Source organism: Candidatus Tiamatella incendiivivens, from assembly GCA_015522635.1.
GTDB classification, from domain to species: Archaea; Thermoproteota; Thermoprotei_A; order Sulfolobales; family Acidilobaceae; genus Tiamatella; species Tiamatella incendiivivens.
Map to the genome: position 1 here is coordinate 72,442 of WALW01000027.1, position 24,317 is coordinate 96,758.

Annotated in this window: 29 protein-coding genes and 1 tRNA gene; 10 read left to right on the top strand and 20 right to left on the bottom strand. The window is 39.3% G+C overall.

Features of this window, described 5'->3' with window-relative positions; all coding sequences use genetic code 11:
- Positions 1-217: 217 nt before the first annotated feature.
- Positions 218-1,483 carry a Glu/Leu/Phe/Val dehydrogenase gene (locus F7B60_07070; protein MCE4615270.1) on the bottom strand — a complete coding sequence of 422 codons (1,266 nt, stop codon included), beginning with the start codon at positions 1,481-1,483 and terminating at the stop codon, positions 218-220.
- Between the two features lie 173 nt (positions 1,484-1,656).
- Here F7B60_07070 and F7B60_07075 point away from each other — a divergent pair, with 173 nt between their 5' ends.
- Positions 1,657-2,496, top strand: coding sequence for an SAM-dependent chlorinase/fluorinase (locus tag F7B60_07075; protein ID MCE4615271.1), 840 nt, complete (start codon positions 1,657-1,659; stop codon positions 2,494-2,496).
- On the opposite strand, the gene F7B60_07080 is transcribed toward F7B60_07075, so the two are convergent.
- Positions 2,493-2,909 (bottom strand): hypothetical protein, encoded by a 417-nt coding sequence (locus tag F7B60_07080; GenBank protein MCE4615272.1) that lies wholly within the window; start codon positions 2,907-2,909, stop codon positions 2,493-2,495. The genes F7B60_07075 and F7B60_07080 overlap by 4 nt on opposite strands.
- A gap of 175 nt (positions 2,910-3,084) precedes the next feature.
- Here F7B60_07080 and F7B60_07085 point away from each other — a divergent pair, with 175 nt between their 5' ends.
- Positions 3,085-3,660: a hypothetical protein gene (locus tag F7B60_07085; protein MCE4615273.1), complete on the top strand. Its 576-nt coding sequence runs from the start codon at positions 3,085-3,087 to the stop codon at positions 3,658-3,660.
- A 4-nt stretch (positions 3,661-3,664) separates the two neighbouring features.
- Here F7B60_07085 and F7B60_07090 read toward each other — a convergent pair whose 3' ends face one another.
- The 6 genes from F7B60_07090 to F7B60_07115 form a co-directional block, all read right to left on the bottom strand.
- Positions 3,665-4,261, bottom strand: coding sequence for a KH domain-containing protein (locus tag F7B60_07090; protein MCE4615274.1), 597 nt, complete (start codon positions 4,259-4,261; stop codon positions 3,665-3,667).
- A gap of 49 nt (positions 4,262-4,310) precedes the next feature.
- On the bottom strand, positions 4,311-4,883 hold the full coding sequence (locus F7B60_07095; protein MCE4615275.1) for a serine protein kinase RIO: 573 nt from the start codon (positions 4,881-4,883) through the stop codon (positions 4,311-4,313).
- 215 nt (positions 4,884-5,098) lie between these two features.
- Positions 5,099-5,425 (bottom strand): translation initiation factor aIF-1A, encoded by a 327-nt coding sequence (locus F7B60_07100; protein MCE4615276.1) that lies wholly within the window; start codon positions 5,423-5,425, stop codon positions 5,099-5,101.
- Between the two features lie 25 nt (positions 5,426-5,450).
- Positions 5,451-6,581, bottom strand: a complete 1,131-nt coding sequence (locus F7B60_07105) for a hypothetical protein (protein ID MCE4615277.1) — start codon at positions 6,579-6,581, stop codon at positions 5,451-5,453.
- Positions 6,553-6,873 (bottom strand): DUF424 family protein, encoded by a 321-nt coding sequence (locus tag F7B60_07110; protein MCE4615278.1) that lies wholly within the window; start codon positions 6,871-6,873, stop codon positions 6,553-6,555. The genes F7B60_07105 and F7B60_07110 overlap by 29 nt, the downstream gene beginning before the upstream one ends.
- A gap of 34 nt (positions 6,874-6,907) precedes the next feature.
- Entirely contained in the window at positions 6,908-7,333 is a 426-nt protein-coding gene (locus F7B60_07115; GenBank protein MCE4615279.1) for a translation initiation factor IF-2 subunit beta, read from the bottom strand.
- Positions 7,334-7,406: 73 nt separating this feature from the next.
- On the opposite strand from F7B60_07115, the gene F7B60_07120 reads away from it, so the two are divergent.
- Together F7B60_07120 and F7B60_07125 are read left to right on the top strand one after the other, a co-directional pair.
- Positions 7,407-8,702, top strand: a complete 1,296-nt coding sequence (locus F7B60_07120) for a tRNA (N(6)-L-threonylcarbamoyladenosine(37)-C(2))-methylthiotransferase (GenBank protein ID MCE4615280.1) — start codon at positions 7,407-7,409, stop codon at positions 8,700-8,702.
- Positions 8,689-9,576 carry a triphosphoribosyl-dephospho-CoA synthase gene (locus tag F7B60_07125; GenBank protein ID MCE4615281.1) on the top strand — a complete coding sequence of 296 codons (888 nt, stop codon included), beginning with the start codon at positions 8,689-8,691 and terminating at the stop codon, positions 9,574-9,576. The genes F7B60_07120 and F7B60_07125 overlap by 14 nt, the downstream gene beginning before the upstream one ends.
- Here F7B60_07125 and F7B60_07130 read toward each other — a convergent pair.
- A complete protein-coding gene (locus F7B60_07130) occupies positions 9,573-10,730 on the bottom strand; it encodes an RNA ligase (protein MCE4615282.1) in 1,158 nt (385 codons plus the stop codon). The two genes, F7B60_07125 and F7B60_07130, sit on opposite strands and share 4 nt — an antisense overlap.
- A 163-nt stretch (positions 10,731-10,893) precedes the next feature.
- On the opposite strand from F7B60_07130, the gene F7B60_07135 reads away from it, so the two are divergent.
- Positions 10,894-11,220, top strand: a complete 327-nt coding sequence (locus F7B60_07135; GenBank protein MCE4615283.1) for an ATP synthase subunit C — start codon at positions 10,894-10,896, stop codon at positions 11,218-11,220.
- A 112-nt stretch (positions 11,221-11,332) separates the two neighbouring features.
- On the opposite strand, the gene F7B60_07140 is transcribed toward F7B60_07135, so the two are convergent.
- The gene (locus F7B60_07140; protein MCE4615284.1) at positions 11,333-11,620 is read right to left on the bottom strand and encodes a 30S ribosomal protein S26e; all 288 of its coding nucleotides are present in this window, start codon (positions 11,618-11,620) and stop codon (positions 11,333-11,335) included.
- A 52-nt stretch (positions 11,621-11,672) separates the two neighbouring features.
- On the bottom strand, positions 11,673-13,124 hold the full coding sequence (gene proS, locus F7B60_07145) for a proline--tRNA ligase (GenBank protein MCE4615285.1): 1,452 nt from the start codon (positions 13,122-13,124) through the stop codon (positions 11,673-11,675).
- 146 nt (positions 13,125-13,270) lie between these two features.
- Between proS and F7B60_07150 the strand changes: the two genes are divergently transcribed.
- The gene (locus tag F7B60_07150) at positions 13,271-13,828 is read left to right on the top strand and encodes a hypothetical protein (GenBank protein MCE4615286.1); all 558 of its coding nucleotides are present in this window, start codon (positions 13,271-13,273) and stop codon (positions 13,826-13,828) included.
- On the opposite strand, the gene F7B60_07155 is transcribed toward F7B60_07150, so the two are convergent.
- The 3 genes from F7B60_07155 to F7B60_07165 all read right to left on the bottom strand — a co-directional run bounded on the left by F7B60_07155 (position 13,806) and on the right by F7B60_07165 (position 15,817).
- On the bottom strand, positions 13,806-14,384 hold the full coding sequence (locus tag F7B60_07155) for a CDP-alcohol phosphatidyltransferase family protein (GenBank protein ID MCE4615287.1): 579 nt from the start codon (positions 14,382-14,384) through the stop codon (positions 13,806-13,808). The two genes, F7B60_07150 and F7B60_07155, sit on opposite strands and share 23 nt — an antisense overlap.
- On the bottom strand, positions 14,314-15,231 hold the full coding sequence (locus tag F7B60_07160) for a deoxyribonuclease IV (GenBank protein ID MCE4615288.1): 918 nt from the start codon (positions 15,229-15,231) through the stop codon (positions 14,314-14,316). Before F7B60_07160 ends, F7B60_07155 begins: the two co-directional genes overlap by 71 nt.
- A gap of 139 nt (positions 15,232-15,370) precedes the next feature.
- The gene (locus F7B60_07165; protein ID MCE4615289.1) at positions 15,371-15,817 is read right to left on the bottom strand and encodes a hypothetical protein; all 447 of its coding nucleotides are present in this window, start codon (positions 15,815-15,817) and stop codon (positions 15,371-15,373) included.
- A 54-nt stretch (positions 15,818-15,871) separates the two neighbouring features.
- Between F7B60_07165 and F7B60_07170 the strand changes: the two genes are divergently transcribed.
- Positions 15,872-16,729 (top strand): D-aminoacyl-tRNA deacylase, encoded by an 858-nt coding sequence (locus F7B60_07170; GenBank protein ID MCE4615290.1) that lies wholly within the window; start codon positions 15,872-15,874, stop codon positions 16,727-16,729.
- A 9-nt stretch (positions 16,730-16,738) separates the two neighbouring features.
- Here F7B60_07170 and F7B60_07175 read toward each other — a convergent pair.
- A tRNA-Cys gene (locus F7B60_07175) sits at positions 16,739-16,843 on the bottom strand.
- A 77-nt stretch (positions 16,844-16,920) separates the two neighbouring features.
- Between F7B60_07175 and F7B60_07180 the strand changes: the two genes are divergently transcribed.
- Genes F7B60_07180 through F7B60_07190 form a run of 3 tightly spaced genes read left to right on the top strand, consistent with a single transcriptional unit; the run spans position 16,921 to position 19,799 of the window.
- Complete coding sequence (locus F7B60_07180; GenBank protein MCE4615291.1) at positions 16,921-17,919, top strand: ThiF family adenylyltransferase; 999 nt, start codon at positions 16,921-16,923, stop codon at positions 17,917-17,919.
- Positions 17,907-18,476, top strand: a complete 570-nt coding sequence (locus F7B60_07185) for a DUF429 domain-containing protein (GenBank protein MCE4615292.1) — start codon at positions 17,907-17,909, stop codon at positions 18,474-18,476. The genes F7B60_07180 and F7B60_07185 overlap by 13 nt, the downstream gene beginning before the upstream one ends.
- Before the next feature lie 45 nt (positions 18,477-18,521).
- Positions 18,522-19,799, top strand: coding sequence for a hydroxymethylglutaryl-CoA reductase, degradative (locus F7B60_07190; GenBank protein ID MCE4615293.1), 1,278 nt, complete (start codon positions 18,522-18,524; stop codon positions 19,797-19,799).
- On the opposite strand, the gene F7B60_07195 is transcribed toward F7B60_07190, so the two are convergent.
- The 5 genes from F7B60_07195 to F7B60_07215 all read right to left on the bottom strand — a co-directional run bounded on the left by F7B60_07195 (position 19,767) and on the right by F7B60_07215 (position 24,307).
- Positions 19,767-20,471, bottom strand: coding sequence for a hypothetical protein (locus tag F7B60_07195; protein MCE4615294.1), 705 nt, complete (start codon positions 20,469-20,471; stop codon positions 19,767-19,769). The genes F7B60_07190 and F7B60_07195 overlap by 33 nt on opposite strands.
- Before the next feature lie 18 nt (positions 20,472-20,489).
- Positions 20,490-20,894 (bottom strand): Zn-ribbon domain-containing OB-fold protein, encoded by a 405-nt coding sequence (locus tag F7B60_07200; protein ID MCE4615295.1) that lies wholly within the window; start codon positions 20,892-20,894, stop codon positions 20,490-20,492.
- A 12-nt stretch (positions 20,895-20,906) separates the two neighbouring features.
- Positions 20,907-22,028 carry a thiolase family protein gene (locus tag F7B60_07205; protein MCE4615296.1) on the bottom strand — a complete coding sequence of 374 codons (1,122 nt, stop codon included), beginning with the start codon at positions 22,026-22,028 and terminating at the stop codon, positions 20,907-20,909.
- 14 nt (positions 22,029-22,042) lie between these two features.
- Positions 22,043-23,038: a hydroxymethylglutaryl-CoA synthase gene (locus F7B60_07210; protein MCE4615297.1), complete on the bottom strand. Its 996-nt coding sequence runs from the start codon at positions 23,036-23,038 to the stop codon at positions 22,043-22,045.
- A gap of 159 nt (positions 23,039-23,197) precedes the next feature.
- Complete coding sequence (locus F7B60_07215) at positions 23,198-24,307, bottom strand: ABC transporter ATP-binding protein (protein MCE4615298.1); 1,110 nt, start codon at positions 24,305-24,307, stop codon at positions 23,198-23,200.
- Positions 24,308-24,317 lie beyond the last annotated feature (10 nt).

Consider the following 24,317-nt stretch of genomic DNA (forward strand, 5'->3'; position numbering starts at 1 on the left):
CACCTTTCATGTATAGCACACTTTATTTTAAGTGTCATTCAGCGCAGTTGAATGTTATTTTTCCCATACTCCGCGCTCTATTTTGTTAGAATGGATATGTACCAGATATTTTATTGTTTGCCGTATTTCTCAAGTTAGCGGAGTTGAAATCATGAAGATAGAAGGAATATAGTAAAAACTAGATTATTAGTATAGAATGGAGTGGAAAGCTGAGGGGTTAGATTCTTCCCCTCAGCTTCATAGCATCATAGACCCTCTTGACTGCTAAGGCATATGCAGCCGTTCTCATGTTGTACTTGGATGTGTCAAGTTTGTTCTGCCAGAAGTCCCAGACCGCATTGAAGTTATTCATCATCTTCTCCTCTAGTCTAGCCTTAACCTCTTCTTCTTTCAGCCATCCGCCCATTCTATTGTTAACCCATTCGATATGACTTACAATTACTCCTCCAGCATTTGCTAGAATGTCAGGAACTACCACTATACCTTTCTTTGTGAGTATTGCTTCGCCATCAGGCGTCGTAGGACCGTTAGCAGCTTCAGCTATGATTTTAGCCTTAACCTTGTCAGCATTCTCAGATGTTATCTGGTTTTCGAGAGCTGCAGGAATCAGTATATCCGCATCAATGTATAAAGGATCTTTTGTTCCAATCTTTTTCTCTACCTCAGGATAATTTATAACTGAACCTGTCTTTTGTTTGACCTCAAGTAGTTTTTCTACGTCTAGTCCATTTGAATCGAATATTCCACCCTTACTATCGCTTACAGCAATAATTACTGCACCCATCTCGGCGAGGGACTTTGCTGCAAATTGTCCAGCGTTACCAAATCCTTGTATAGATACCTTTTTACCCTCAATTCCACCTAGCACTTTCTTTGCAGCCTCTGCAGCTACTACAGCTGTACCGTGACCTGTGCTTATAACCCTAGTCTGAAGTCCTCCTAGAACAAGTGGTTTACCTGTGACTACACCGAATGCGTGAAATCCTTTCAGCCTGCTATACTCATCCATATACCAAGCCATAGTCTGAGGATTTGTATATACATCAGGTGCCGGTATGTCCTCATCTATTCCCACTACCTTTGCTATCATTTCAAAATACTTCCTACTCAATCTTTCTAGTTCGCCAGGGCTAAGTTTATGAGGATCTACTTTAATACCGCCCTTGCTTCCACCATATGGCAATTGTGCAAGACTGTTTTTCCATGACATCCACATTGAGAGAGCTATTACCTCGTGTTCATGCACATCAGGGTGATATCTAACGCCTCCTTTATAAGGTCCAAGTGCACTATTGTGCTGGCTTCTCCATCCAGTGAAGATCTTAATGGATCCATTGTCCATTTTGACAGGTATACTTACCCTAACAAGTCGCTCAGGTACTGAGAGGATTTCATATACCTCATCTGATAATCCGAGTATTTCTACAGCCTGCTTTAACTCTTTCTTTGCTTCTTCATAGGGATCTCGAGTTACGTGACTCATGTGTATTCACCATAGTTATGGTTTCGGATAACCCTATTTGGTAGGGTTGTTATTTAAGCCTTTCCGTTTGTATATTTAGAACCATGAAGATATGAGGGGAAAATCCCGTGTTCCACGTGTAATGGAATTCCATATAAACTAGTAATTACTGTGTGATACACTGGTGTTATCATGTGCACAACCCGATAATCCTTGAAACGGATTTTGGATATGATGACCCATACACAGGTATAATGAAGGGAGTTATAAAGACTATCAATTCTAATGCAGAAATCATTGATCTAACTCAAGGAATTCCGCCCTTCGATATAAATGCAGGTGCATATGTTCTCTATACATCCTACAAGTTTTTTCCGGAGAACTCGATATTTACAGTAGTCATTGATCCGGGAGTAGGTTCAAGTAGAAAACCCATTTTGGCAAAGGCATGTAAACGATATTTTGTTGGACCAGATAATGGCGTTCTTTATTCTGTTATTCGTTCTTGTTATAACAACAAGTCGCTTGACTTTATTAAGGTGATAAATTCCGGCATGTTGTTAAACAAAGTCTCCATGCTTGCAGGGTACTTTGACTTGCATTTATCCAATACGTTTCATGGAAGAGACTTATTCGCACCAGCAGCTGCACTTGTCTCTATGGGAGAGGAAATAACCGAATTCGCACCCACATCTATTAGCCTCAGTGATATCGTGAAATATGAATTGATTTACAATATAGAAAAAGACGGTTTAATTTGCTTTAGACCAATCTATGCAGATAGATTTGGTAATGTGGCATTAAGTACGGTGTTTAAGGATTTTGTTTCACGTCACAAGATGTCTGGTAAAGTGTTGTTTATTACAAGTGAGGGTGATAAGTTTACCGGAGTAATAGGATCTACATTTTCTGACGTACCATCAGGTAGCATAGTATTGTATCCTAACAGTTTCGGGTTCCTTGAAATAGCCATTAACAAAGGATCTGCAGCCAAGCTTATTGGAAAGCCTGAATTGATTTGTTTTAAGAACTAGCTAATGCATCTTATCTTACATCTAGATGTTTCAGTCTTCATGTTACCGAACAGGCTTTTTGGAACGATTATCAACCCTTCCGTTTTGTCGATTATAACACCTGAGAGGGGATTTACAGGAGGATCTGGTAATCCTTCCGGTTTCTGTTTTCCATAGTATTTGAGGTATACCTTGTAACCCTTTTTCTGCTTTTTCCACCAATACATCCCGTGGTACTCATATATTATTTTTGTACCATGAGAATTTTTATAGTAAACCTTGTGAACAGGTTTTAAGTAGAACCCTGTCTTCTTTATCATAGAATTATAAGCATAGATGGATGTTCTGTAATCATCGAGAAGCTTCTCTAAGATCCCCATGCATCCTTGTAGTGCTATTTTCTCGCAATTTTGGCGTTCAGTCGGCTCTTCCAATTCATCCCCCTCCGGGTCGTATCGTCGCAGGCTGCCTCATCACGCCTAATAATACCATATAGTACTATCTTGGAATATTAGAAATCTTATTTTTATAGCGTATGGCCACTAAAAAGGCTAAGTGTCCCTATATTTTGGAGTAGATGAAATAATTAATAGTTGAGGGAATTCGATAATGGAATACATAAAAATTCCTGTTAACGAGGAAACGCTCTCATTTCTCAAAGGTCTAGCCAATAAGAAAGGAATAAGCCTTAAAAAACTAGCTGGTGATCTATTTAAGGGAATTACAAATTATTTAGAAGAAATAGAAAGCTATGCCAATGAGAATTCCATAGATTGTGACACTGCTGTATCAGAGCTCATGGATTATGGTGTAATACTTTGGGATGAAATAGTTTCAATGATCCTTGATGTTCTTCACATCGACAGGCAAGTAGTTCTAGATGATTTGATGTTTGATCACATAGATTCAAGCATAATACTAGTTTTCACGAGAACAGAAGGAAGTAAGGGATTAATTGATGAGATTACCTTAGATCTAAGCTGTGAAGGAACATCATTATATGCCATTCATTTCTTAAGGGATAACGAGGAATGGGAACTCAAAGAACTGCCCGAAGGATTCGAACCTGTTTTCGATAGGGACGAAAAAGCTGTTATCCTGAAAACGAGAGGTAAAACCTTAGAAGATCTTCCTACAACAGGAACCTTAGAGAATCTTATGGAGGAACTTATAATTAAATACTAAAAATTTAGAGTTCTTCTTTTCCAGTTCTCCAAAGGCCGACTGCTTCCCTTCTCTTTATCCCTCTCATCATAGTGTTAATATGTCTATAGACGGTTCCGTGTTGCCTACCCTCAGCTAGCATTTCAACGGCTCTCTTTGCCGCCATTGCTCTTTCATAACTACCTATTATAGCTACATGGTATTTACCTACAACGATTGTAGTGCCTGTCATTTCTTCAATAGTCCGCCTTGCTCTACCCTTTTCTCCTATAATTCTACCCTTAATCCTTTTCAAAGTATTCTGATTATCCCCTATAAGGTTCTTCAAGTCAATGACTAGAAGAACATTATCATCGTCAAGAAGAGCGGAGGCTTCCTCAGGTGTAAATCCTAGTCCTATAGCTTTGACTATTTCAGACGCTTTCATCACATTTATAGGAGGTACACTAGGTGTTTCAGATTCAATTACTACCATGGAATTCTCTGTGTCGACTGTTATTAAGGTACCAGTTTTACTCATAATCTCGTTTTTAGTCTCTCCCTCTTTACCTATTACTATGGGAATTCTATCCAGTGGTATCTTCACATGCATCCTATTTGAAGCCCACGGATTGCTAGTCAAATAAGTCCACCCATTCTATGGAGTCTCTCTTAAGGCTTATCATATTTTCCTAAGAATATATACATGAGAAAAGCTTTTGCTTAATTGCATCTTCCTGTAGATCTTCCTCCCCAATGAAACCTCTGAAAAATCTGAAAATGTTGTTCAAGTCTCTTACAAGAAACTCTTTTGCCATAGGATGATCAAGTGAAATCGATTGACTAACATCAATAATATAAACTCTTTTTCTCCAAAACATTAAGTTGAACTCGGATAAATCCGCGTGAACTAATTTCGTGTAACATACTATTCTCTCTAAGTTCACCCGAGTTTGTCTATAGATTTCTTTTGCAAGCCCAAGGTTTGCTTTGAGTTCGGGGACTAACTCTTTCACGAGAGGAGCCCGTTTGCCTTCCTCCCCAATAAACTCCATTACAATAACATTTCCCTTGAGTGCATGAGGGCGGGGAACCTTGACATGATGCTTATACATTCTTTTCATATTTCTGAATTCTTTTCTAGCCCATTCATAAATCAATCTTCTATAATCGTTCTTGGGAATTTCCTTGAATCGAGAATCTCCGGTAATATATTTGGCAATGCCCTTCCTGAACTCTGCTGTCATAGTTAAGTAAATCTTCACTGCAAGATCGTTTCCTTCAGGAGTCTTTCCCCAGTAAATCCTTGATTCTTTCCCACTACTAACAACACCATAAAGCTTGTCAAGAACCTTCTTCCTGTACAGGTAAAATAAATGTTGTTCCGTGAAAATATCAAAGACTTCTTCGACGGTTTCGAGAAGATCACTATCCTTTATACGTTTTTCTCTTTGCCTCCTCAGCCAACGGTTCTTACCTATTAGAAGCCCACCTCTTCGAGGAATTCCTCGCTGAGATATCCTCCATTTATTAGCTTCTTAATTTCATCTCTCCAGTACTTGTATACAATGTCAGCTTTATCACTCTCCTCGGACCAGGGAGCTACCAGCAGGATGTCCCCCTCTCTTATCCATATCCTTCTCCTCATCTTACCCGGAATTCTAGCCTTGAAGGTCTTTCCGTTGGTACAGAGAACTTCTATGAAGCTTCCACCTAATATTTTATGTGCTACACAAATGATTGTCTCCTCATCCGGGAAGGGTGTTTCACCTCTTCGATTCCTCTGCCTTCCTCTGCCTCTCGCCAACTATCATCCACCCTTTACTCTACATCTATGATATAATGTAGAGTGCTTTTTCAGTTAAATACACGATATATTCCTCTCCTTCTCGGAGCTCTTTATTGGTTAGGTTTACCACCTTCTCGGGAGGATACTCTATTGTACTAGTATACCCGCTTTCTATATCCAAGAAGATAGTACTGTAAGGATCCCTGGATACCAGCATCACTTTCTTGCTCTTACTAGTATGTATATACTCTTCTATTTTATGTGACCAGAATTGATCCGGGTTTAAACTTGACTCTCTACCTGATTCTAAATCCATCAATTTGATCCTTGTTCCAGTAATGTCTAAAACGTAATTTGGGGACCCGTCTATACTTATTATGTCCCCATTTTTGACAGATGCTACTCTAAGAGATACTGTTAGATGCCCCAGTCTCCTACCATCATTTCTTCTGCCTGATAAACTGTAGGTTTCTATTCTTTTACCGAGAAATCTTCCTGATATCTTTGAAGCAATAATTCTTGCCGAGGTAGCATCCGTGATAAGTAAGTCAAGACCTTCCTTCTTATCTATAATATCAACTATTTGTTCCTTCAGTTTCATAGAAAGAGTATCCAGATAGTCTAAAACCAAGTTTTTCTCATACTCACTTAGTTTACCTCCTATTCCTCTGACTTGAATTAGAGCTTCATGATAACCTACCTTCTTACGGATACACCTAGGACAGAGTCCTGCTGACACCCTAACTTTAACCATATAGTCTTTTTCTAGAACGACGCCCTCTATACTTTTACCTTCTACCATTACCTTGAAGTAGTATTCTCCATAAGTGTTTATAGGTGTTTGAGATTCCAGGCTCTTAATAGATACAAAAGCTATTCCCATTACCGGTTTAATTTTTGAAACAAGCGCTGTGTAGACGGCTTCGTACACTGCTTCCTCTAATGTACTGGGGTATGAGTATATCCATTGTTTCCCTATCCTATAGGCTCCGCATGAATTGCAAATGGTTATGCTGAGATTATCTGGGACTTGAGCAACTCCGTATTTTTCTAGAAAACAGTCTTTACAGAGATTACCTACAAACGGTAGGTTTGGAGATTTCTTTCTACCGCAAACAGGGCATACTATACCGTTTCTATTAGGTTCAGTACTTGAACTTGTAGATTTGGACATGTGGAATATCACCTATTCTTAGCACTGAATCCTCTGTCACCAAGCCGAGTTCCTTAGCTAAATCCACGGAATGCTCTCCTACCAGAATTATTATATCATATAAAGCCATCAAACTTGCCACTTGATCCTTGTTGGCTATTTCACCTTCATAGAGCTCTTTGTTTACCTCTATGGTAAGCTCGTTACTAACAAATTTCCTTCTCAATAAACCGTAGTCAGCTACAGCTAACATTGGAGGATGACCAGATATTCTGTGAACTTTATAATGAAAGAGATCTGATTCCTCGACCAAAGGGAATCATCCTCAGGGAAGGTATGAATTAAGGTTAAATAGGTTTGACTGGTTGTTCTGCTCCACATGCTTCGCATATAAGAACCCATGTCTTTCCTCTTTTGACAAGTATGGTATCAGGCCTGCCACAAGTTGGGCATATAACATATGATTTAACGAACTTCTCCAAGATCATATTCAAACTTTTACTTGACACCCTAATGTTTACTTTCAGTATACCGCTCTCCGGATCATAGTTTCCAGCAGTAGCCAATTCTTTCAGAAAGTATCTTGACAAGATGTCTGGGTTTCTTCTAAGTTTATCTACTATTTCCCTAAAATTCCTTATTATTGTCTGGCTACCCATATGGATCACCTCTACCTTTGGCATCTCAAACCTTTCATATCCATGTTTTTTAGACGGTACTTTAGAGTAAAGCCTCTCCAATAGCTTATTGTAATCGTCTTCAATTTCTCCCACTTAACTCACCCTTAGAACGTTGTTATTGGTCGAGGCTTAATAACTGCTAGCTGTAAGATGTGTGAATTGATGCATGATGAGAGTCTATATAGAGACATACGGGTGTGCATTGAACGTCCATGATACTATAGTGATGGAGAGCTATATCGCTCGGAAGGGTTATAAAGTAGTTAGAAGTTTAGAGGAAGCAGATGCAATAATCTTGAACACTTGTGCTGTTAGGCTCGACACTGAGAGAAAGATGGAAAAAAGACTGCGAGAAATTCATAATAAGTTCCCTGAAAAGAAACTAGTCGTCGCTGGATGCCTAGTTAAGTCTAGACCTTATTTAGTTTGTAAAGTAGCACCTCACGCAAGTATGGTTTCTCCACAAAACATCCACAAAATCACTGAAGTCTTAGAAAAACCTCGCAGAGTAATACTACTAGATGGTGATAAAGAAAGAGGATATTTACCCACTATAACTAACAGCAAAACAATAGCAACAATAGCAGTGAGCGAGGGTTGCTTGTCAAACTGTAGTTTTTGTATAACTAAAATAGCCCGAAGAAGAGTCTCAAGCTATCCCGTTACTACTATTGTAGAGGCAATTAAGATGTTAGTAAATAAAGGTGTGAAAGAAATTAGGTTGACTGCCCAGGATACAGGTGTTTACGGGTATGATATCTCTGGTAGAAAAATGCTACCCGAATTAATCAGCTCTATTCTCGAGGAAGTAAAGGGGGAGTATTACATAAGAATCGGTATGATGTCCCCTCAACATCTCATTGACATACTTGACGAGGTTGTTCCTCTATACAGAGACCAACACTTATTCAAGTTTTTCCATATTCCCGTTCAGTCTGGAAGCGATAAAATTCTTAGACTAATGAACAGGGAATATACTGTTGATGAGTATATCGACCTAGTTAAAGAGATTCGGGGGAAAATCCCCAATGCTTATCTTGCAACAGATATCATAGTTGGTCATCCTGGAGAAGACTTTGAGGATTTTTCTCAGACAATAGAACTGGTAAAAATCCTAGAGTTTGATAAAGTTCATATAGCAAGGTACACTTACCGGCCAAGGACGCTTTCAGGTAAACTGAGACAAATACCTGAGCCGGAGAAAAAGAAGAGAAGTAGTATACTAGCCCACATTGTTGAGGATATCGGTTTTAGGAAAAATAAGGTGTTCCTAGGGAAAAAGATTGAAGCCATAATATTGGATGAAGGTTTTAAGCATCAATCACTCATAGCTAGAACGGAAAACTATAAGCCTGTAGTTATTTCGAGTGGATATGAATACTTGTTAGGTGAGAAAACCCAAATTCTAGTTACCGGCTATACATTTTTTGATCTGAGAGGTGTACCTATTGTCCATAGGTAACTCACTATACTGTTCTGGGGTTTTTATCGAACCCCTAATCCACCCTAAACCAGGCGGTGTCACTAGAGTTATCAGCCACCCTGATAAATCCATATATAATTTTATGCTAAACAGCCTTGTATTCTGCGATTCAATCCTTCATATATCCTGGGATAAATCGGATGATTGTATGATAGGAAGGACATTCGAGAATATCATATTTCTACTTAGAAAATATAGGTTGGAAATCAACACTTCTATGGGATCCTGGGTTCTCCACACTCCAATCATATTATCTGCTAAAATTCTTGGAGAAAGCAGGCGCCCAAATATTGAAGCAATAGTTAATAGTTCCATTGAACTGATTAAATCAGCAAGTTCCTGTGACGCTAAGGGATATTTCGAGTTACTGAGATACTATTCCCCCAGTCACCTAGGAAAACTAAGGAAGGGAGGAATAGATGCCAAGGAAATGGAGGGAATAGATTTACCTAGCTTCTATAACATCGTCAAACGAGCTGGGCAAGGAGATATCGTTCATAAAGAACTTATTCAAGGGTATCCAGTGAGCTTAGAAGCGTCCAAGTCTATTAGCTTGCTAGTCAAAAAGGGTTTAAATTTTGAGGAATCAGTCTATCAGACGGTTTTACGTTTGATGTCAAAATATCTTGACACCTTAATTGCAAGGAAGTATGGAATAAGAATTGCACTAAGAGTCTTAAAGTCAGCGAAGCTTGTTTTAGAGAATAAACTACGCTACCAGGAAATGGAATCTTTTATGCGATCAAACAACCTTAATCCAGGTAGTATATTAGACATAGTTTCCATGGGTATAACTTTCTACTTTATAGAAAACCTAGAATCAGACTTCGATGAAAGAATCCTAACCGGCTAATCCATCGGTGATATCCCCGTTTTTAGTATCCTCTCGAACTGTGCTTGTGTTTCTTTCATCCACTTTATTCCTCTGAATATGATTTCAGACTGCTTCTTTTCTATAGAAATAACTGAAAAATCGACATCTAGTCTAAACATGTACTCTATAAAGTCTTCGAGAAAAGAATAATTATGAAATCTTAATTCAAACGTTTCACCTATACCATTTTCTTTCACATATTTTTTAATGGAATTTAACGCCGGATTGATGAGTGCCTTGCCTAGTTCTAGAGCTTTATTCCCGATTAATTCACTGTCATAGCCTCGTTCGTAGTACATAAAGAGTTCCCTGACGAGCCTTGGGAAAACGAAATATCTACCCTCATCAAATGGAGATCTCATTCCTATACTGATATCATCGATATTGATATAGCTAGTAGTATATTTCAGTGGTTCGACCCTATAGAACGGGTCCTTTAGAACAACACCCTCTCTCTTCTCTTTTTCCAGCTCATCTATTATTTCGAAAAGCTTCTTACTTTCATGCTTCCATATGACACCTAATCTTCTAACATTACGCAATCCACAATCAGATACTAAGTTTACTCTTTCATTAGCACTCAGAGGATTTTTACCTAAAAAGATATCAAAAATGAAGATATCCCATTGAGGCGCTTCTGGGTATTTATACCTGATATACGGATTCTCTAGACCAACAACCTCACCGACAATTATGGTGCTTTCTCCCAGCATACTTAAGAGGTGCTGAATATTTTCCCTATATTTTCTCCTTATCCTATGCGTTGTATATGGGCAGATATATCCCCCTCTGGTAGCCGCATAAATTTTATCTCCTATTTTGAATAGCCTTACATTGTATCCGTTCATCTTCTCCTCCACAACTATTTTATCAATAAAGTAATGGTTCAGCGCTCTCTTAGCCAGAACAATCCTTTTCATATGAGGGTATCCTGGTATAACTTTGTATTCAGTATCTGTTTTGATTATTGCAGTGCCCTCGTAATACCTACCTATATCTCTTCTAAGAACTAGATATTTCAACTCCCCATAAGCCATTGCACGTATACTTCTCGTTTTCGATAATCTCTCAGCTCTCTTTAAACTGAAATCTAATCCTTTAGTTAGAGCTTCAATAACCCATTCACTTGGCATCATTGGAACCTGTTTATGTATTAATTAGAGTTAAGGGTTTTCAAGATACACCCTTATCTTACCACTTCGGAGTAGTAATTTTCAACTATGCCATTCAACCTGGAATTTATATATAAAAACAGAAGAGACAGCTAATTATACTTGAAAAACTGGTGCATATAAGATGGACATGAAAAAAATACTCTTTCTGGGAATGATAGCTGTTTTCGCATTAGTAATAGCGGTAGAGACCGCTCCTACATTCGCAGCTCAAACCCAACCAGTGACTCAAGCAACGGGAGTCTCAACTAAAATGCTTGGCGCTGGATTAGCTGTTGGTTTAGCAGGAGTTGGAGGGGGGATTGCCGTAGGTATTGCTGGTGCCAGTGCTATAAGTGCTATAGCTGAAAAACCTGAAATGAGTGGTATAGCAATATTGATTGTAGCGCTCGGTGAAGGTATAGCAATATACGGTTTCGTTATCTCACTGCTAATTATGTTTACACATTAATGGAAAACTGTTTATCTAACTATAACCTTTTTTATAAAAAAGTCTTATAAAATAAATTAGTTTTCCAATTTAAATTCAACAATATAAAAATGAAAGCACATTATAAAAGTAATTATATCGAAAGGCCTTTCCTCTTCCGTTCCTGCTCGGGTCTTATTTTCACTAAACCCATGTGAACAGCACAACTTATACAATAACACTTAGTCACTGGATACCTAGTTATAATAGCACCTTTTTTTTCAAGCTCCCTAGCTAATTGAGGGTCAACTGGGCTATACATACGTGTCACACAGATTGCTTTGTCTTTAGGAACCAACCTCCCACAGTTATCACACTGTACCCGCTCTACATATCCTTTAGATCCTTTTCTCCTACCTCTACTCTCTCTTTTCTTGGGCATCTCCTTAATACCTCCTTATCTCACTAACTGATAACCCAAGCACTTCATCGTATTAATATGTTTTAGCTATTCTAAGCCAATGCTTCGCTTTCCTACCACATACAGGGCATTTCTCATTCACTGGAATATCATTTTCAGGGTAAGGCGTCCCTAAAGCTTTGGCATCAATATATTCCATCAGTTCATAAGCACATTTTTGATCACCGCACCATGGAACCTCTACTATCCCACGATTTGAAGCTATATAGTCTTTAGCTTCATCTAGAGATGTCATCCTCTTAACGTTCTCCTTTAGAAAACTCCATGCTCTATTTGCTAGGTTCTCCATAATGCTATTCATGACTTCAATAATTTTCCCAGCCAATTCGTCGAGATTAATTGCCATTTTAGTGCCCGTATCTCTTCTAGATAAGGTTACTGTACTACCGTTAAGTTCGTTTTCACCTATCTCGAGCCTTACCGGTACTCCTCTCGTTTCCCAGTAATAGAACTTTGCACCTGGTCTTAACTGTTCCCTATCATCTATTTTCACCCTCAACCCTTTTTGGGATAGCAAAGCCTTGATTTCCCCGGAATACTTTAGTATTTTTCCAAACTCAGTACTTCTACTAGGAATGGGGACGATTACTATCTGCGTCGGAGCTACATTCACCGGTAGAATAGCTCCTTTATCGTCGCCGTGCATAGCTATTACTGACGCCACTACTCTGTCACTTAACCCATAGCTAGTTTGCCAAGGATAATCAAGCGACTCGTCTTCTAGTTGTATCTTGAAGTCAAAAGTTTTCGGAAAGTTCTGGCCAAGATTATGGGCTGTTCCGATTTGTAGGACTCTCCCGTCAGGGAAAACAGTATCGAAAGCTATTGTATAGAGTGCTCCTGCAAATTTATCCCACTCCGGTCTTTTCGATATAATGTATGGAATACTGAGCTCATCAAATATTCTCTTATATATGCTTATAGCTTCTTGGACTTGCCTATCAGCATCTTCTTTAGATACATGAACAGTATGGGCTTCTTTGAAGGTTGTGACTTCACGTAATCTTATCATTGGCTTGGTAGACTTGGTTTCATACCTGAATATACTAACTACCTGATAATACTTCTTAGGCAACTGTTTATAGCTCTTGATCCACAAGCTTTCCATGTAAGTTATACTTGTCTCACTCGTTGGTCTAAGAGCAAGTTTTACGTCGAGAGGTTCCAAGCCTCCTTGTGTAACCCAGTATACTTCATCTTCAAATCCCCTAATATGCTCCTTTTCTTTACGTAATAGAGTATCGGATATAAGAAGGGGAAGCAATATTTCTTCATGTCCTGTTTCGTCTAGTTCCTTTCTTATTAGCTCAATTATCCTTCTCCGCAATTGAAACCCGTATGGCATCCAAATCCCCATTCCCTTGACAGGATAACGCCCATAATCATAGAATTCCCCATTTTCCAGGATGTTGTCAAACCATTTTGAGAACTCTTTCTGCCATTTACATCTAATAACTTTGTTCATATCTTTCCCCGCCTTGTTATTGCAGTATAGCATGCTTTTTTAAACGTTAATTTCAGATGTGGTTTTCTAGGTGGTGAAAAACATTTTACACCCATGAAACTGAAAACTGTAATAATATCTTCTTAGTATATTCGCCAACGGCTATTATCAAGGGAAATCTCCCTCATAAAGGCTATGCAGGACATAGTGGAAGACTCGACGTTATAGTAAGAAGTATTTCAGCTTCAATGATCAATGAGAATACTTGCTTTATTGGTTTCTTAGGAGGGCAATATAAGGAAACCAGCATACAGGCAATAATCATTTCTAACATGCTCCAACTTGAATCTTTCAGCGAGAAATCCATTTTCATGTCGATTTACAAGTGCTTCAAGAGTAAACACACCTGTAAAGACATTATAATAGATGAAGCTGACTTTCCGTTTTTAATTAATAACCTGAGAAAAACAGGCTATGAGTTTTTCTTGCTAGATGAAAACGGGGAAGATTATTGTAAACATTCTAGGAAAATACTCTCAGGAAGAAATATATTCATAATGGGAGCACATGAGGATATACCCTCAGAGTCTTTTGAAGTCTTTAAGAGATATAGCATTAAAATTTCCATAGGCCCAGTATCACTTCATACAAGTCACGTTATCGCATATCTATCAACCATAATTCGAAGATTAACCGGTCAAATCACTCCCTGTCCAATGTTTTGACTCCAAGAATTACAGCATACAATGCAGCGGCAAGTAAGCCAAGCATATATGTAAGCATAATGATGTTCATCACGTACGACGGGGCAATATCAGTTATTATTAATAACACCAAAATTATTATGATCCTATCACTTCTTTCAAGCAACCTATGTTCGATAGGTTTTCCAAGGCTTGCAGCCCTTGCTTTAGAATATGTTATCGTTATAGTAAATCCTAGGGATAAAGTTACAAGCAATGGGTCATATCCAGCCAATATTAATGATACATAGTATATTGTATCAACAAACCTGTCTATCATAGAATCCAAGAACGCTCCAGCCGGACGAGCCTTGCCTGTTTCTCGAGCAACAGCTCCGTCTAATATATCAAAGAAGCTTGCAACCAAGAGTAGTATCACAGATAGAAATAAGTGATCATAATAAACTGATATAGGAACGAAAAGAGCAACTATGGGGCTGGCAAGGGTTATATAATCAGCTTTAACTTTACTCCCCAATCTTCGAGCGAGAAGCGATAATGACTTTTGAACTTGAGGTCTTAGCTTTGAAAGAACCATCCTCTAAAACCTCCTTGCATAACCCGATCATATACTGAGCATCCTTTTCTAGGATAGGGCTCTCTGATATTATAACACCATCTATTCCGGTCATAAGATATGCTTTGCACACTATAACCCAGTCAGGACCATATTCTTCTTCTCTTAAAGTATGATGCATTTTCTCTCCACCTTTTCCATACTCAATCTTAGAGAAATGAGCGTGCAATGGTTTAACAGCATACAAACCTAATTCTTTCTCTATTTTATCTATAACATTAATTACATCATCTATGCTTAAGACCGCTTTACCTTGATTTCTCGCATATAGATGGGCCCAATCAACAGCTGGCCTGCATTTCTCGATGCTCTTACAAATTTCTATAGTATCATCAACACTACCAACTTGAGTATCTTTTCCAGTAGTCTCAGGAGCTACCCAAGGCCTAGTATATCCTTGACTTTTTACCTCCTCTTCAAGCTTCTGCAATTGGTCTATAATCTTTTTGACTGCATACTCCTTAGAAGGCCAGCCTTTGTAGTAGCCTGGATGGAAGACTACGGCATAAGCATTCATCCAGTGTGAAGCCCTTATAGCTTCAAAAAGTCTCCTCCTGCTAGCTTCCACCTTCTCCTTTTCCTTTGATGCTAGATTGATATAGTACGGGGCATGCATGGAAAGTGTTATATCATATTTGGCAGCCTCCTTTCCTAGTAAATTAGCCTTCTCTTCAGATATTCGAACACCCCTAACAGCTTCGTACTCCAAGGCATCCAAACCTATTTTATATAGGTATTCAGGTACTTTTTCCATAGGTCCTTTGGAACTCACTGGTTTACCCGCAGGACCAAATCTAAGTCTTGGCATACAAAACTCACCAGTAATCACTATATACTCCATGAAGGATTTTTCTATTGTCTTCCTCTACATACAATGGATATCAAACGATAGATACTATAAATGTGAATTTGGTAGAAGATATTATTGATATTAGTAAAAGGAAGGATTAGTTAGAAGAAAATTCTTCTACCTTCTCAATAGCTATTTCTACAGCTTTCTCCGGGTCAGGTTTATAGTTACTTCCAAGTGGAAGCTGTGCCAAGAGCGGTTTTATACTGCCGTCGTTCATTTTGACCATAATCTGCGGTAGAGCCGCCATTCCGAGGTCATCAGTTATTCCATGATCTATAGCAAACATGTAATCTTCCTCAAGTATATCAAGTTCGAGGCCAAGTTTCTCAGCTACCGCTCTAGCTATATTCTCCCACATCTTACTATATGGATGATGCTTAGCCGTATCCAGTATTATCTCGACAGGGTTAGCCATCGATTTCACACCAAAAGAATGCTGGGATACTAGGGGTAAATAAGTATTAGTAGGTGGTCGGAGAGCATGTGTCATCACTGCTTCTTCATATAAAGTCGGAAGCTCGGTTCCCGGATTCGTCCTCACTCCACCGGTTTCATATTTTTATCTTCAACACTTAATTTAGGGATGGTGTATAAATTGGTATGGAAGGCGAGATACGGGCTAGTCTATTCTATACTTGATTTAGCTGGTAAAGGTATAGCAAGTAGTTTATCTAAGCTTCTTGGTGATGTAGAGTCTGTTGAATGCCAAAGCGATCCTTGCTCGGAGGCATACTTTATTCCTAGCATCAACTCCTATCTTGTAGGTTTCTCCCAGGATGTGATATACTTTGATTTTCTCGACAAATTCTTCGATGTAGAAAGCTATGTATTTCTCTCAAGACATAAAGCTGAAACGGGAAGGAAGAGCTTAACAGTGCATCACACTGGAAACCCTCTACCCCAAGCCAGCCATGGAGGAAACCCGTTAGAGCTTTCTATTTCAAGTTCCCATATGGCAAAGAAACTGTTATCCATACTCTTCAGAAAAACCAGGGAAGCAGGACTTTCAGACGAGTATGAAGTTACTCTAGAAGCCACTCATCATGGCCCGACCAGTTTATCCACACCGTTAACATTTATTGAAATAGGTAGCACAGATGATGAATGGAGAGACCCTCGTGCTAGGAGGGTTATAGCTGAGACAGTGATTCAAGCCTTACAAGATATAATCAAACCTGATTACTGTGTACCTGTAGCAGGATATGGGGGCGGTCATTATCCAATTAAACACACAAGAATTCATTTGCAGGAACATTACTGTTATGGTCATATTCTCGCTAAATACGCTTTTTCTAACGGTGTCAACCCTGATGTAATACGTCAAAGTATACTGAAAAATCATCCAAGACCTGTAGAGCTAGCTATTATAGAGAAAAAATCGCTTAAATCGCAGATCAGGAAAGACCTCGTCTCTATTTTTGAAGAACTAGATATCAAGTACAAGTATGTTTAAATGTGTGGATGGAGCCGGGGCCGGGATTCGAACCCGGGGAAAACGGGTCTCCGCGATGGGTTAATAGCCGGAAGCTCTGCAGCCCGCCGCCTTGGACCGCTCGGCCACCCCGGCTTCCACCTTCTTTAGGCTTTGCTCCTGGTCTTTATTTTATTTACCTCCAATCTACCATTATGGCTTGGAGAGATTCCATGGTACTTATTATAGATATATTGAATAGTATAGGAAAAGAGGTTTATGACAGACAACTCAAGAGTAGTCTAATTGACAAGTGTGTTCAAAGTAAAATAGAGGATCTGAAAGTTCTCATACCTGGTTGCGGTGCACTAGGATCCGTTATAAGCGAAATATTAGTAAGGCTTGGTGTGCGTAAATTTAGAATTATCGACTTTGATTTTATCGAGCCATCTAACTATCCTAGAACTCAAAGTATAGGTCTACTGGATTCGTTAGGTAGAATTCCTAAAGTTATTGCGTGCGAGTCTCTCCTAAGAAGAATAAATCCATTCGTAGAAATCGAATCTATCTACGGGTGGATATCACCTTTGAACGCGGAGTCTTTGGTTGATGGAATAGATATAGTTATGGACGGTCTTGACAATTTGAAAACTAGATCATTTATATCTAGAGCTGCATGGGTTAAGGATGTGCCTTACATTTACTCTGGCGTATCTGACTATTATTACAATGTTATTCCACTGATACCGGGGAAAACCCCGTGTTTTGATTGTATATTTACTGTACCCGAAAGAGAGGAAGGAGGTATTCCTGTACTTGCACCTACGGTATATACTGCTGCTGCGACAGCAGTGATGATCTTACTCAGTATAGTAAAAGGTATCGTGGAGCCTAATATGATTATAGGCGATGCCTTCAATTTTTCCGTAGACAAAATTGCAGTTTCAATGGACCAGTGTGAGTGCAATTTTCCTATCAAGAATTCTAGATCCTGTATCATAGAGAATATTGGAGACAAACTAGCCTTATTTACGAGTGGAATACACCCCTTTAACCTAAGACATTTATTAAGAAATGAATGTACAGTAATCAATAACGATAAGTGGGTTTCATTACTAACCTGCGGGCCTGAAATTCTCTCAATCTATAGAGACAGTACTGTAATATGTGAAAAAGGCAATTGCAGCCAAAGTTTGAATTATATTGCTGGGAAGCTAGGATGCCTGTTATAGTTAGCGGTATCGATTTATCAGCTAACCCGAGGAAGAGGAGTGGCATATGTATTATAGCTAATGGAGTTTTATCATCTTGTATTAAGAAACCAAAAGATTCCGAGATAATAGATTTTATATACTCTATGGGGAAGCCAAGGGTAGTAGCTATAGATGCTCCTTTATCTATAGTTGATAAAGGCTTTCGGGACGTAGAACGGCTTTTGATCAAAGACGGATTCAAACTCTTACCCTTAGGGTTAGAAGGAATGAAGAGACTAGCTGAACGTGCGATTCGTTTGAAAAATATATTCGAGAAAGAAGGGATTACAGCCCTAGAAACCCACCCTAGAAGTGCATTTATCTCAGCTGGGTGCTACTGGGAAAATATTAGTTTCACCGGCTGCCTTGCAAGGTACGTTAAGCTAGAAAGTAACCTAAACCTGAAAAACAAGGATATTCGAGATGCAGCAATCGCAGCTTGTGTTGCTTGGATGTACCTGAATAAAAAGACGCTGGCCTATAAGTCCTCTGGGGATTCTATCTATTTATTGCCTAGACTGAACACGAAAATATGAAAATGACGATGTCAAGTTATATAGTATTGAGAGGTGCACATAGAAGTGCCTGTTAAGAATTCACGTATATCCGGCTTCTATAAGAAAACTATCAAAGATAGAACTAAGATAGTGAAAGACCTTATAGGACTCTCCGAAGAGGAAGTTAAAATCCTTCATTCTTGGGGAAACCTAGATCCTAAAATAGCTGATGCCATGATAGAAAATGTGATAGGGGCTATGACTTATCCTTTCGCGATTGTAACCAATTTCAAAGTAAATACCAAGGATTACCTCATTCCCATGGTGATAGAGGAATCATCTGTTGTAGCAGCAGCAAGTAACGCTGCTCGAGTCATGAGAAGAGATGGGGGAATAAAAGCTGTTACAACAGGGTCTGTTATGATTAGTCAAATACAACTTGTCAATGTTAAAGCTCCATACTACGCTAAAATGAAGATCATTGAACATAAAGATGAAATCCTCAAGTTAGCCAATGACCAAGATCCCGTTTTAGTAAAGCATGGCGGTGGAGCTAAGGATATAGAGGTTAGGGTTATTGACAGTCCTCAAGGACCAATGGTTATAACCCATCTTATTGTAGATGTTAGAGATGCTATGGGAGCCAATGCTGTAAACACTATGGCTGAGAAGGTTGCTCCGTTGATCGAGAAAATAACTGGCGGTAAGGTATATCTTAGGATACTAACTAATCTTGCAGAGAAAAGATTAGCTCGGGCTTGGGTTAAAGTTTATAGAGAAGACATAGGCGGAGAAGAGGTTGTTGACGGTATCGTAACGGCGTCAAACTTTGCTTGGGCAGATCCGTATAGAGCAGCAACCCACAATAAGGGTATTATGAATGGGGTAATAGCTGTTGCACTTGCCACTGGACAAGATCACAGGGCTCTCGAGGCAGGGGCACATGCTTATGCCGCAAGAAATGGGGTATATATGCCGCTTTCAATATGGGAAAAAGACGAATACGGAAATCTTGTTGGAAGCCTAGAACTTCCTATAGCTGTAGGTTTAGTAGGAGGAGCTGTGAAAGTTCATCCAGCAGTTAGATTAGCCATAAAAATACTTGGAGTTGAAACATCACAAGAACTATCTGAAATAATGGCAGCTGTCGGACTAGCCCAGAATTTTGCAGCGTTGAAAGCTTTAGCAACCGAAGGTATTCAAAAGGGACATATGAAGCTTCACGCTAAAAATATTGCAATTATGGCTGGTGCCTCTCCTGAGCTTGCTGATAAGATAGCAAACATAATGGTTTCTGAGGGAAAAGTTAGGTTTGATAGGGCTAAAGAATTATTGGAAGAGATGGGGCATAGCTCTAGTTAATTTCAATGCGAATATCATAGTCTCTCTTAACTTCTTTTCATAACAGTAGAGCTGCGGGTTTTCTTTGCTAGTGATTATTTTTGCAATATCAAGTATCGTTGGGTTTATTTTGAATAAAACGTCATCCACTTCTAATAGTTCTTGTATGCCCTGAGATATGCAGTGAACATTTGAACCGTTCATACATACAATTATTCTTTCTACCTTCAATGCAGAGGCAATTGCAAATGAGAATAGAAATATTTTGAAAGCTGGGAGATTAATTGCATATTGTAAAAGATCACCCGTACTGATGTTCTCTATATTCATTTTTTCAGAATCATACTTTGCCTCTGCTAATTTCATGGCAATATTGCTTATCATACTTGTTACATAGGCTAGCGGGATATATGTTTTCTTGTTATTGCCACCTACCCGGTAATGAAAAGGTCCAACAACTATTAAGGGAATCTGAAGTGTCCCAATTATTCCACGCCTTATATCCTGTGGGATGACTTCAAAATCTATTATACCAGACGCTACTGAGGATAGATTTACATCTTCTATTTTCTCTATTATTGCCCTTCTGATGAGGACTTCTGCATTTCCATTATTGGCCTCTAAAAAATACATTTCTCTTTTACTTGTGGAAAAGTGTTTAGAGAGAATGCTGTTAATATTGACAGACTTCATATTTAACGCACTCTTATTTCATCTTTGACTTATAGCTGGCCTAAACTTGTATCCATACTGAATTAGTCCGGCAGTCCGGTCTTCCCTGATTTTCCTCACGACTGCTTCAACTTCCATTCCTTCACTGATTTCCCCAGGTGAGATATCAGTTACTTGAGCTATAATCTTCGTGCCTCTCAAGTCTATTAGTCCTATTATTAGAGGTGTTTGAAGTTTGTAGCCTTCAGGCGGATTATATGATACTGTATAGGTTAACAGTCTACCTTTCCTTGGAAGGTTTACTGGCTCTATGTTGCCAGAGCCGCAATAAGGACATGTGTTTTGCGGAGGGAAGAAGATTTTCCCGCAACTCTTGCATTTTCCTCCTATTAGTCTGTAGTAACTTATTCTATTCCTCCAATATATTGGGACAGAATACTCCATTGACAAGGGACTTCACCTCCTACCTATAAGTATTCCGGAGGCATTAGATCCTAATCCGTTAATTCCTAGTATCATAGCTTCTTTAGCTTCAGGCATTTGTATTTGGAATGTTCCTGAAAGGATTCCTGAAAGTTCAGCAACTTGATATATACCTGTTGCACCAAATGGATGACCTCTAGCTTTCAAGCCGCCAGTAATATTCATAGGGATATCACCGTCTCTGTCGAAAAAACCTTGGTTGGCTAAATCTACGGATTTGCCTTTCTCAGCTAATCCGATTGATTCTATCATTAGATAGGGAGTTATTGTGAATTGATCTGTTACATCATAGATATCTATTGATAGATCGCATCCATTTTCATTCTTTATCTTAGAGTATACCCGGCGGACAGCAGGGAAATCTAGTAAATCCTCTTTGTGGGTCACCGGCATCGCATCGGTTGAACTGTAGGCGTATTTTATTTCTGCGAGTGCAGAGTTCGGGTTTCTAGTTATTAGAACCGCACTAGCTCCATCTACTAGTGGGTAACTATCTAGCAGTGTTATTGGTTCGCTTATTATGTTAGCCTTAACAACAGAGTCCTGATCTACTGGGAATCGTAGAGCAGCATATGGGTTATCTGCCGCGTTTTTATGCATAAGAGCAGGCCAGTACGCTAGTTCTTTATGCGTCTTATCATATCTCTTCATATACTCTTTCATGGCCAACGCGTGTAGTGATGCATGGCCAACGCCCATATACGCCTCATATTCGCTATCAAATACTTTACTTATTTCCTTGTACATTCTAGCTGCAATGAATTCTGTAGTCTTCTCGGCTCCTATGACTAGAATGTTGTCATACATGCCTCCTGCCAGTAATCTGAACGCTATTAGTACAGAGTTATGGCCAGAAGTCTCACCAGTTTCTACTCTTATTGCTGGAACTCCAGTGAAACCTGATATTTCAGTTACCTTAGAAGCAAGGTCAAGTTGGCCTATCGAACTTGCAGAGAACAATGATGAAACTATAATCATATCGGGCTTAACTAAGCCTTCCATATCATTCAAAGCATCTGAGACGAGATTATATATACTCTTATAGTACGATCTTCCAAGTTTAGTCATTCCATACGACTTAACATAAACTCCCATTCCATATCACCATGTTAGACTATGCGTGTAATTATGTTCCTATACTTAGTATACAAAGCGTAATCCACCGTCTTCTTTCTAACTAGGTAGTCATCGACTGTTAGGGCTTTATCTTTTCTATTCACTACGCCTTCACTAACGACTATGCTGTAGGCATCGCTTCCCGCTCCACTACCAAATGGAGCTACAAGTATTCGTTGACCTGGTTTTGCTTGGTCGAGAACCCTAGCTAGGCCTAGTAGAGCACTTCCGTTATACGTATTTCCTATGAATGGTGTTACTAAGCCTGGAGTAATTTTTTCCTTAGGGAATCCTAACATTTTACCTACCTTAAGAGGGAACCTTCCGTTAGGTTGATGGAAGATTGCATAGTCGAAGTCTTCTTGCTTCAAGTCAAGAGTTTCCATTAATATTCTAACAGAATTTACAATATGATGGAAATATGCAGGCTCTCCTGTAAAGCCTTCTCCATGCAGAGGATAGGGTTGTAGTGCCCTTCTCCAAAAGTCAGGGGTGTCTGTTACATATGTATAGGATCCTTCAATGATAGCTGCCTCAGTTCCATCAGGTTTTCCTATAACAAAAGCTGCTCCTCCGCTGCTTGCAGTGAATTCGAGAACATCCCCTGGATTTGCTTGTGCTGTATCACTACCTATTGCTAGGCCATATTTTATGAGGCCTCCTAGTGCCATGCCTATTACAGCCCTGAAAGCTTCGCTTCCCGCTCTACAGGCAAATTCTAAATCCGAGGCCATTGTCGATGGGGTTATACCTAATGCTTCTGCTATTATAGTAGCACTGGGTTTCACAGCATAGGGTTTTGACTCGCTTCCAAACATGACGGCGCCAATCTCCTTCGAATCAATCATTGATCTTTTCAACGCATTATAAGCAGCTTCAAGTCCTATGGTAAGTGAATCCTCATCCGGTCCATCAACACTTTTTTCTCTAACATTTAGGCTGGCTGAGACGCCTTTATGCCAACCCCATATTCGAGTTATTTCACTCATAGGAAGCCTGTATCGGGGGATATATGCTCCCCAACCGTAGATTGCGGCAGGATCGTGTAGCAAGCTGTCCACCCTTTATGCAGTTGTCTAAAATTCATTAGACAGAAACCTACATAAAAACTTAAACTTGACGGAAAAGAGTATAATCGCTTATATGGATTAATCGTATAACCAGCAAGCGACTTTTCTTCCAGGCTTTACCTCCTTAAAGGGAGGTTTGTCTTTCGGGCATTTTTCAGCCAACTTAGACCTACCTTCTTGGCCACCAACTGATCTATTATAGTAGACGCATCTTGGATGGAACCTGCAACCGGGAGGTATATGAATAGCACTCGGTACTTCACCTATAATTGGCACTTCTCTTATTTTCTTCCTATTCTCAGGGTTGGGATCAGGTATAGCGGCAACTAGAGCCTTAGTATATGGGTGTAAGGGATCTGAAATTATTTCCCTAGCCTCACCTAATTCAACTATTTTACCTAGATACATGACGGCTATTCTATTACATACGTATCTAGCAACAGCCAAGTCGTGAGTGATAAAAATATATGAAAGCCCTATATCATGCTTTAACTCATTGAACAATTCAAGTACTTCGGCTCTAATTGATACATCTAACATTGAAACAGGCTCGTCTGCAATTACCAGACGTGGGTTTAGAATAATAGCGCGTGCAATCGCAACTCTTTGCCTTTGACCTCCACTAAGCTGATGTGGGTATCTATCAATAAAATCTTCAGCCGGTGTCAACCTAACCTTCTCAAGAACTCTAATTATCATCTCTTCTTTTTCTTCTCGAGTCGAAGCTACCTTGTGGACATCTATCGCTTCAGCAATAACGTTTCGAATCCTATAGCGTGGGTTCATGCTTCCATAGGGGTCTTGGTAAACTATTTGTAGATCCCTTCTTAGAGGCTTGAATTTTTTCTGAGGAATAGTTACTAAATCGACTGTCTCACCAGAATCTATGTCAACTCTGTCTTCTCTAAGATCGTCTAGGACAGATTTACTAGGTTTGAATTTTATAGAACCGTCTGTAACTGGGACTAATCTAAGTATAGCTTTTCCTGTAGTTGTTTTTCCACAACCACTCTCGCCCACAAGACAGAAAGTCTCTCTTTCATGGACTTCAAACGAGATACCGTCTACTGCATGAACATATAACTTTGCCTTGCCCCTCAGATTATCAATAAAGCCTTGTGAAACAGGAAACCATACTTTAAGATCATTAACTTCAAGGATTTTTTCTCCTATATTTGTGGTATACATACGTTTACAC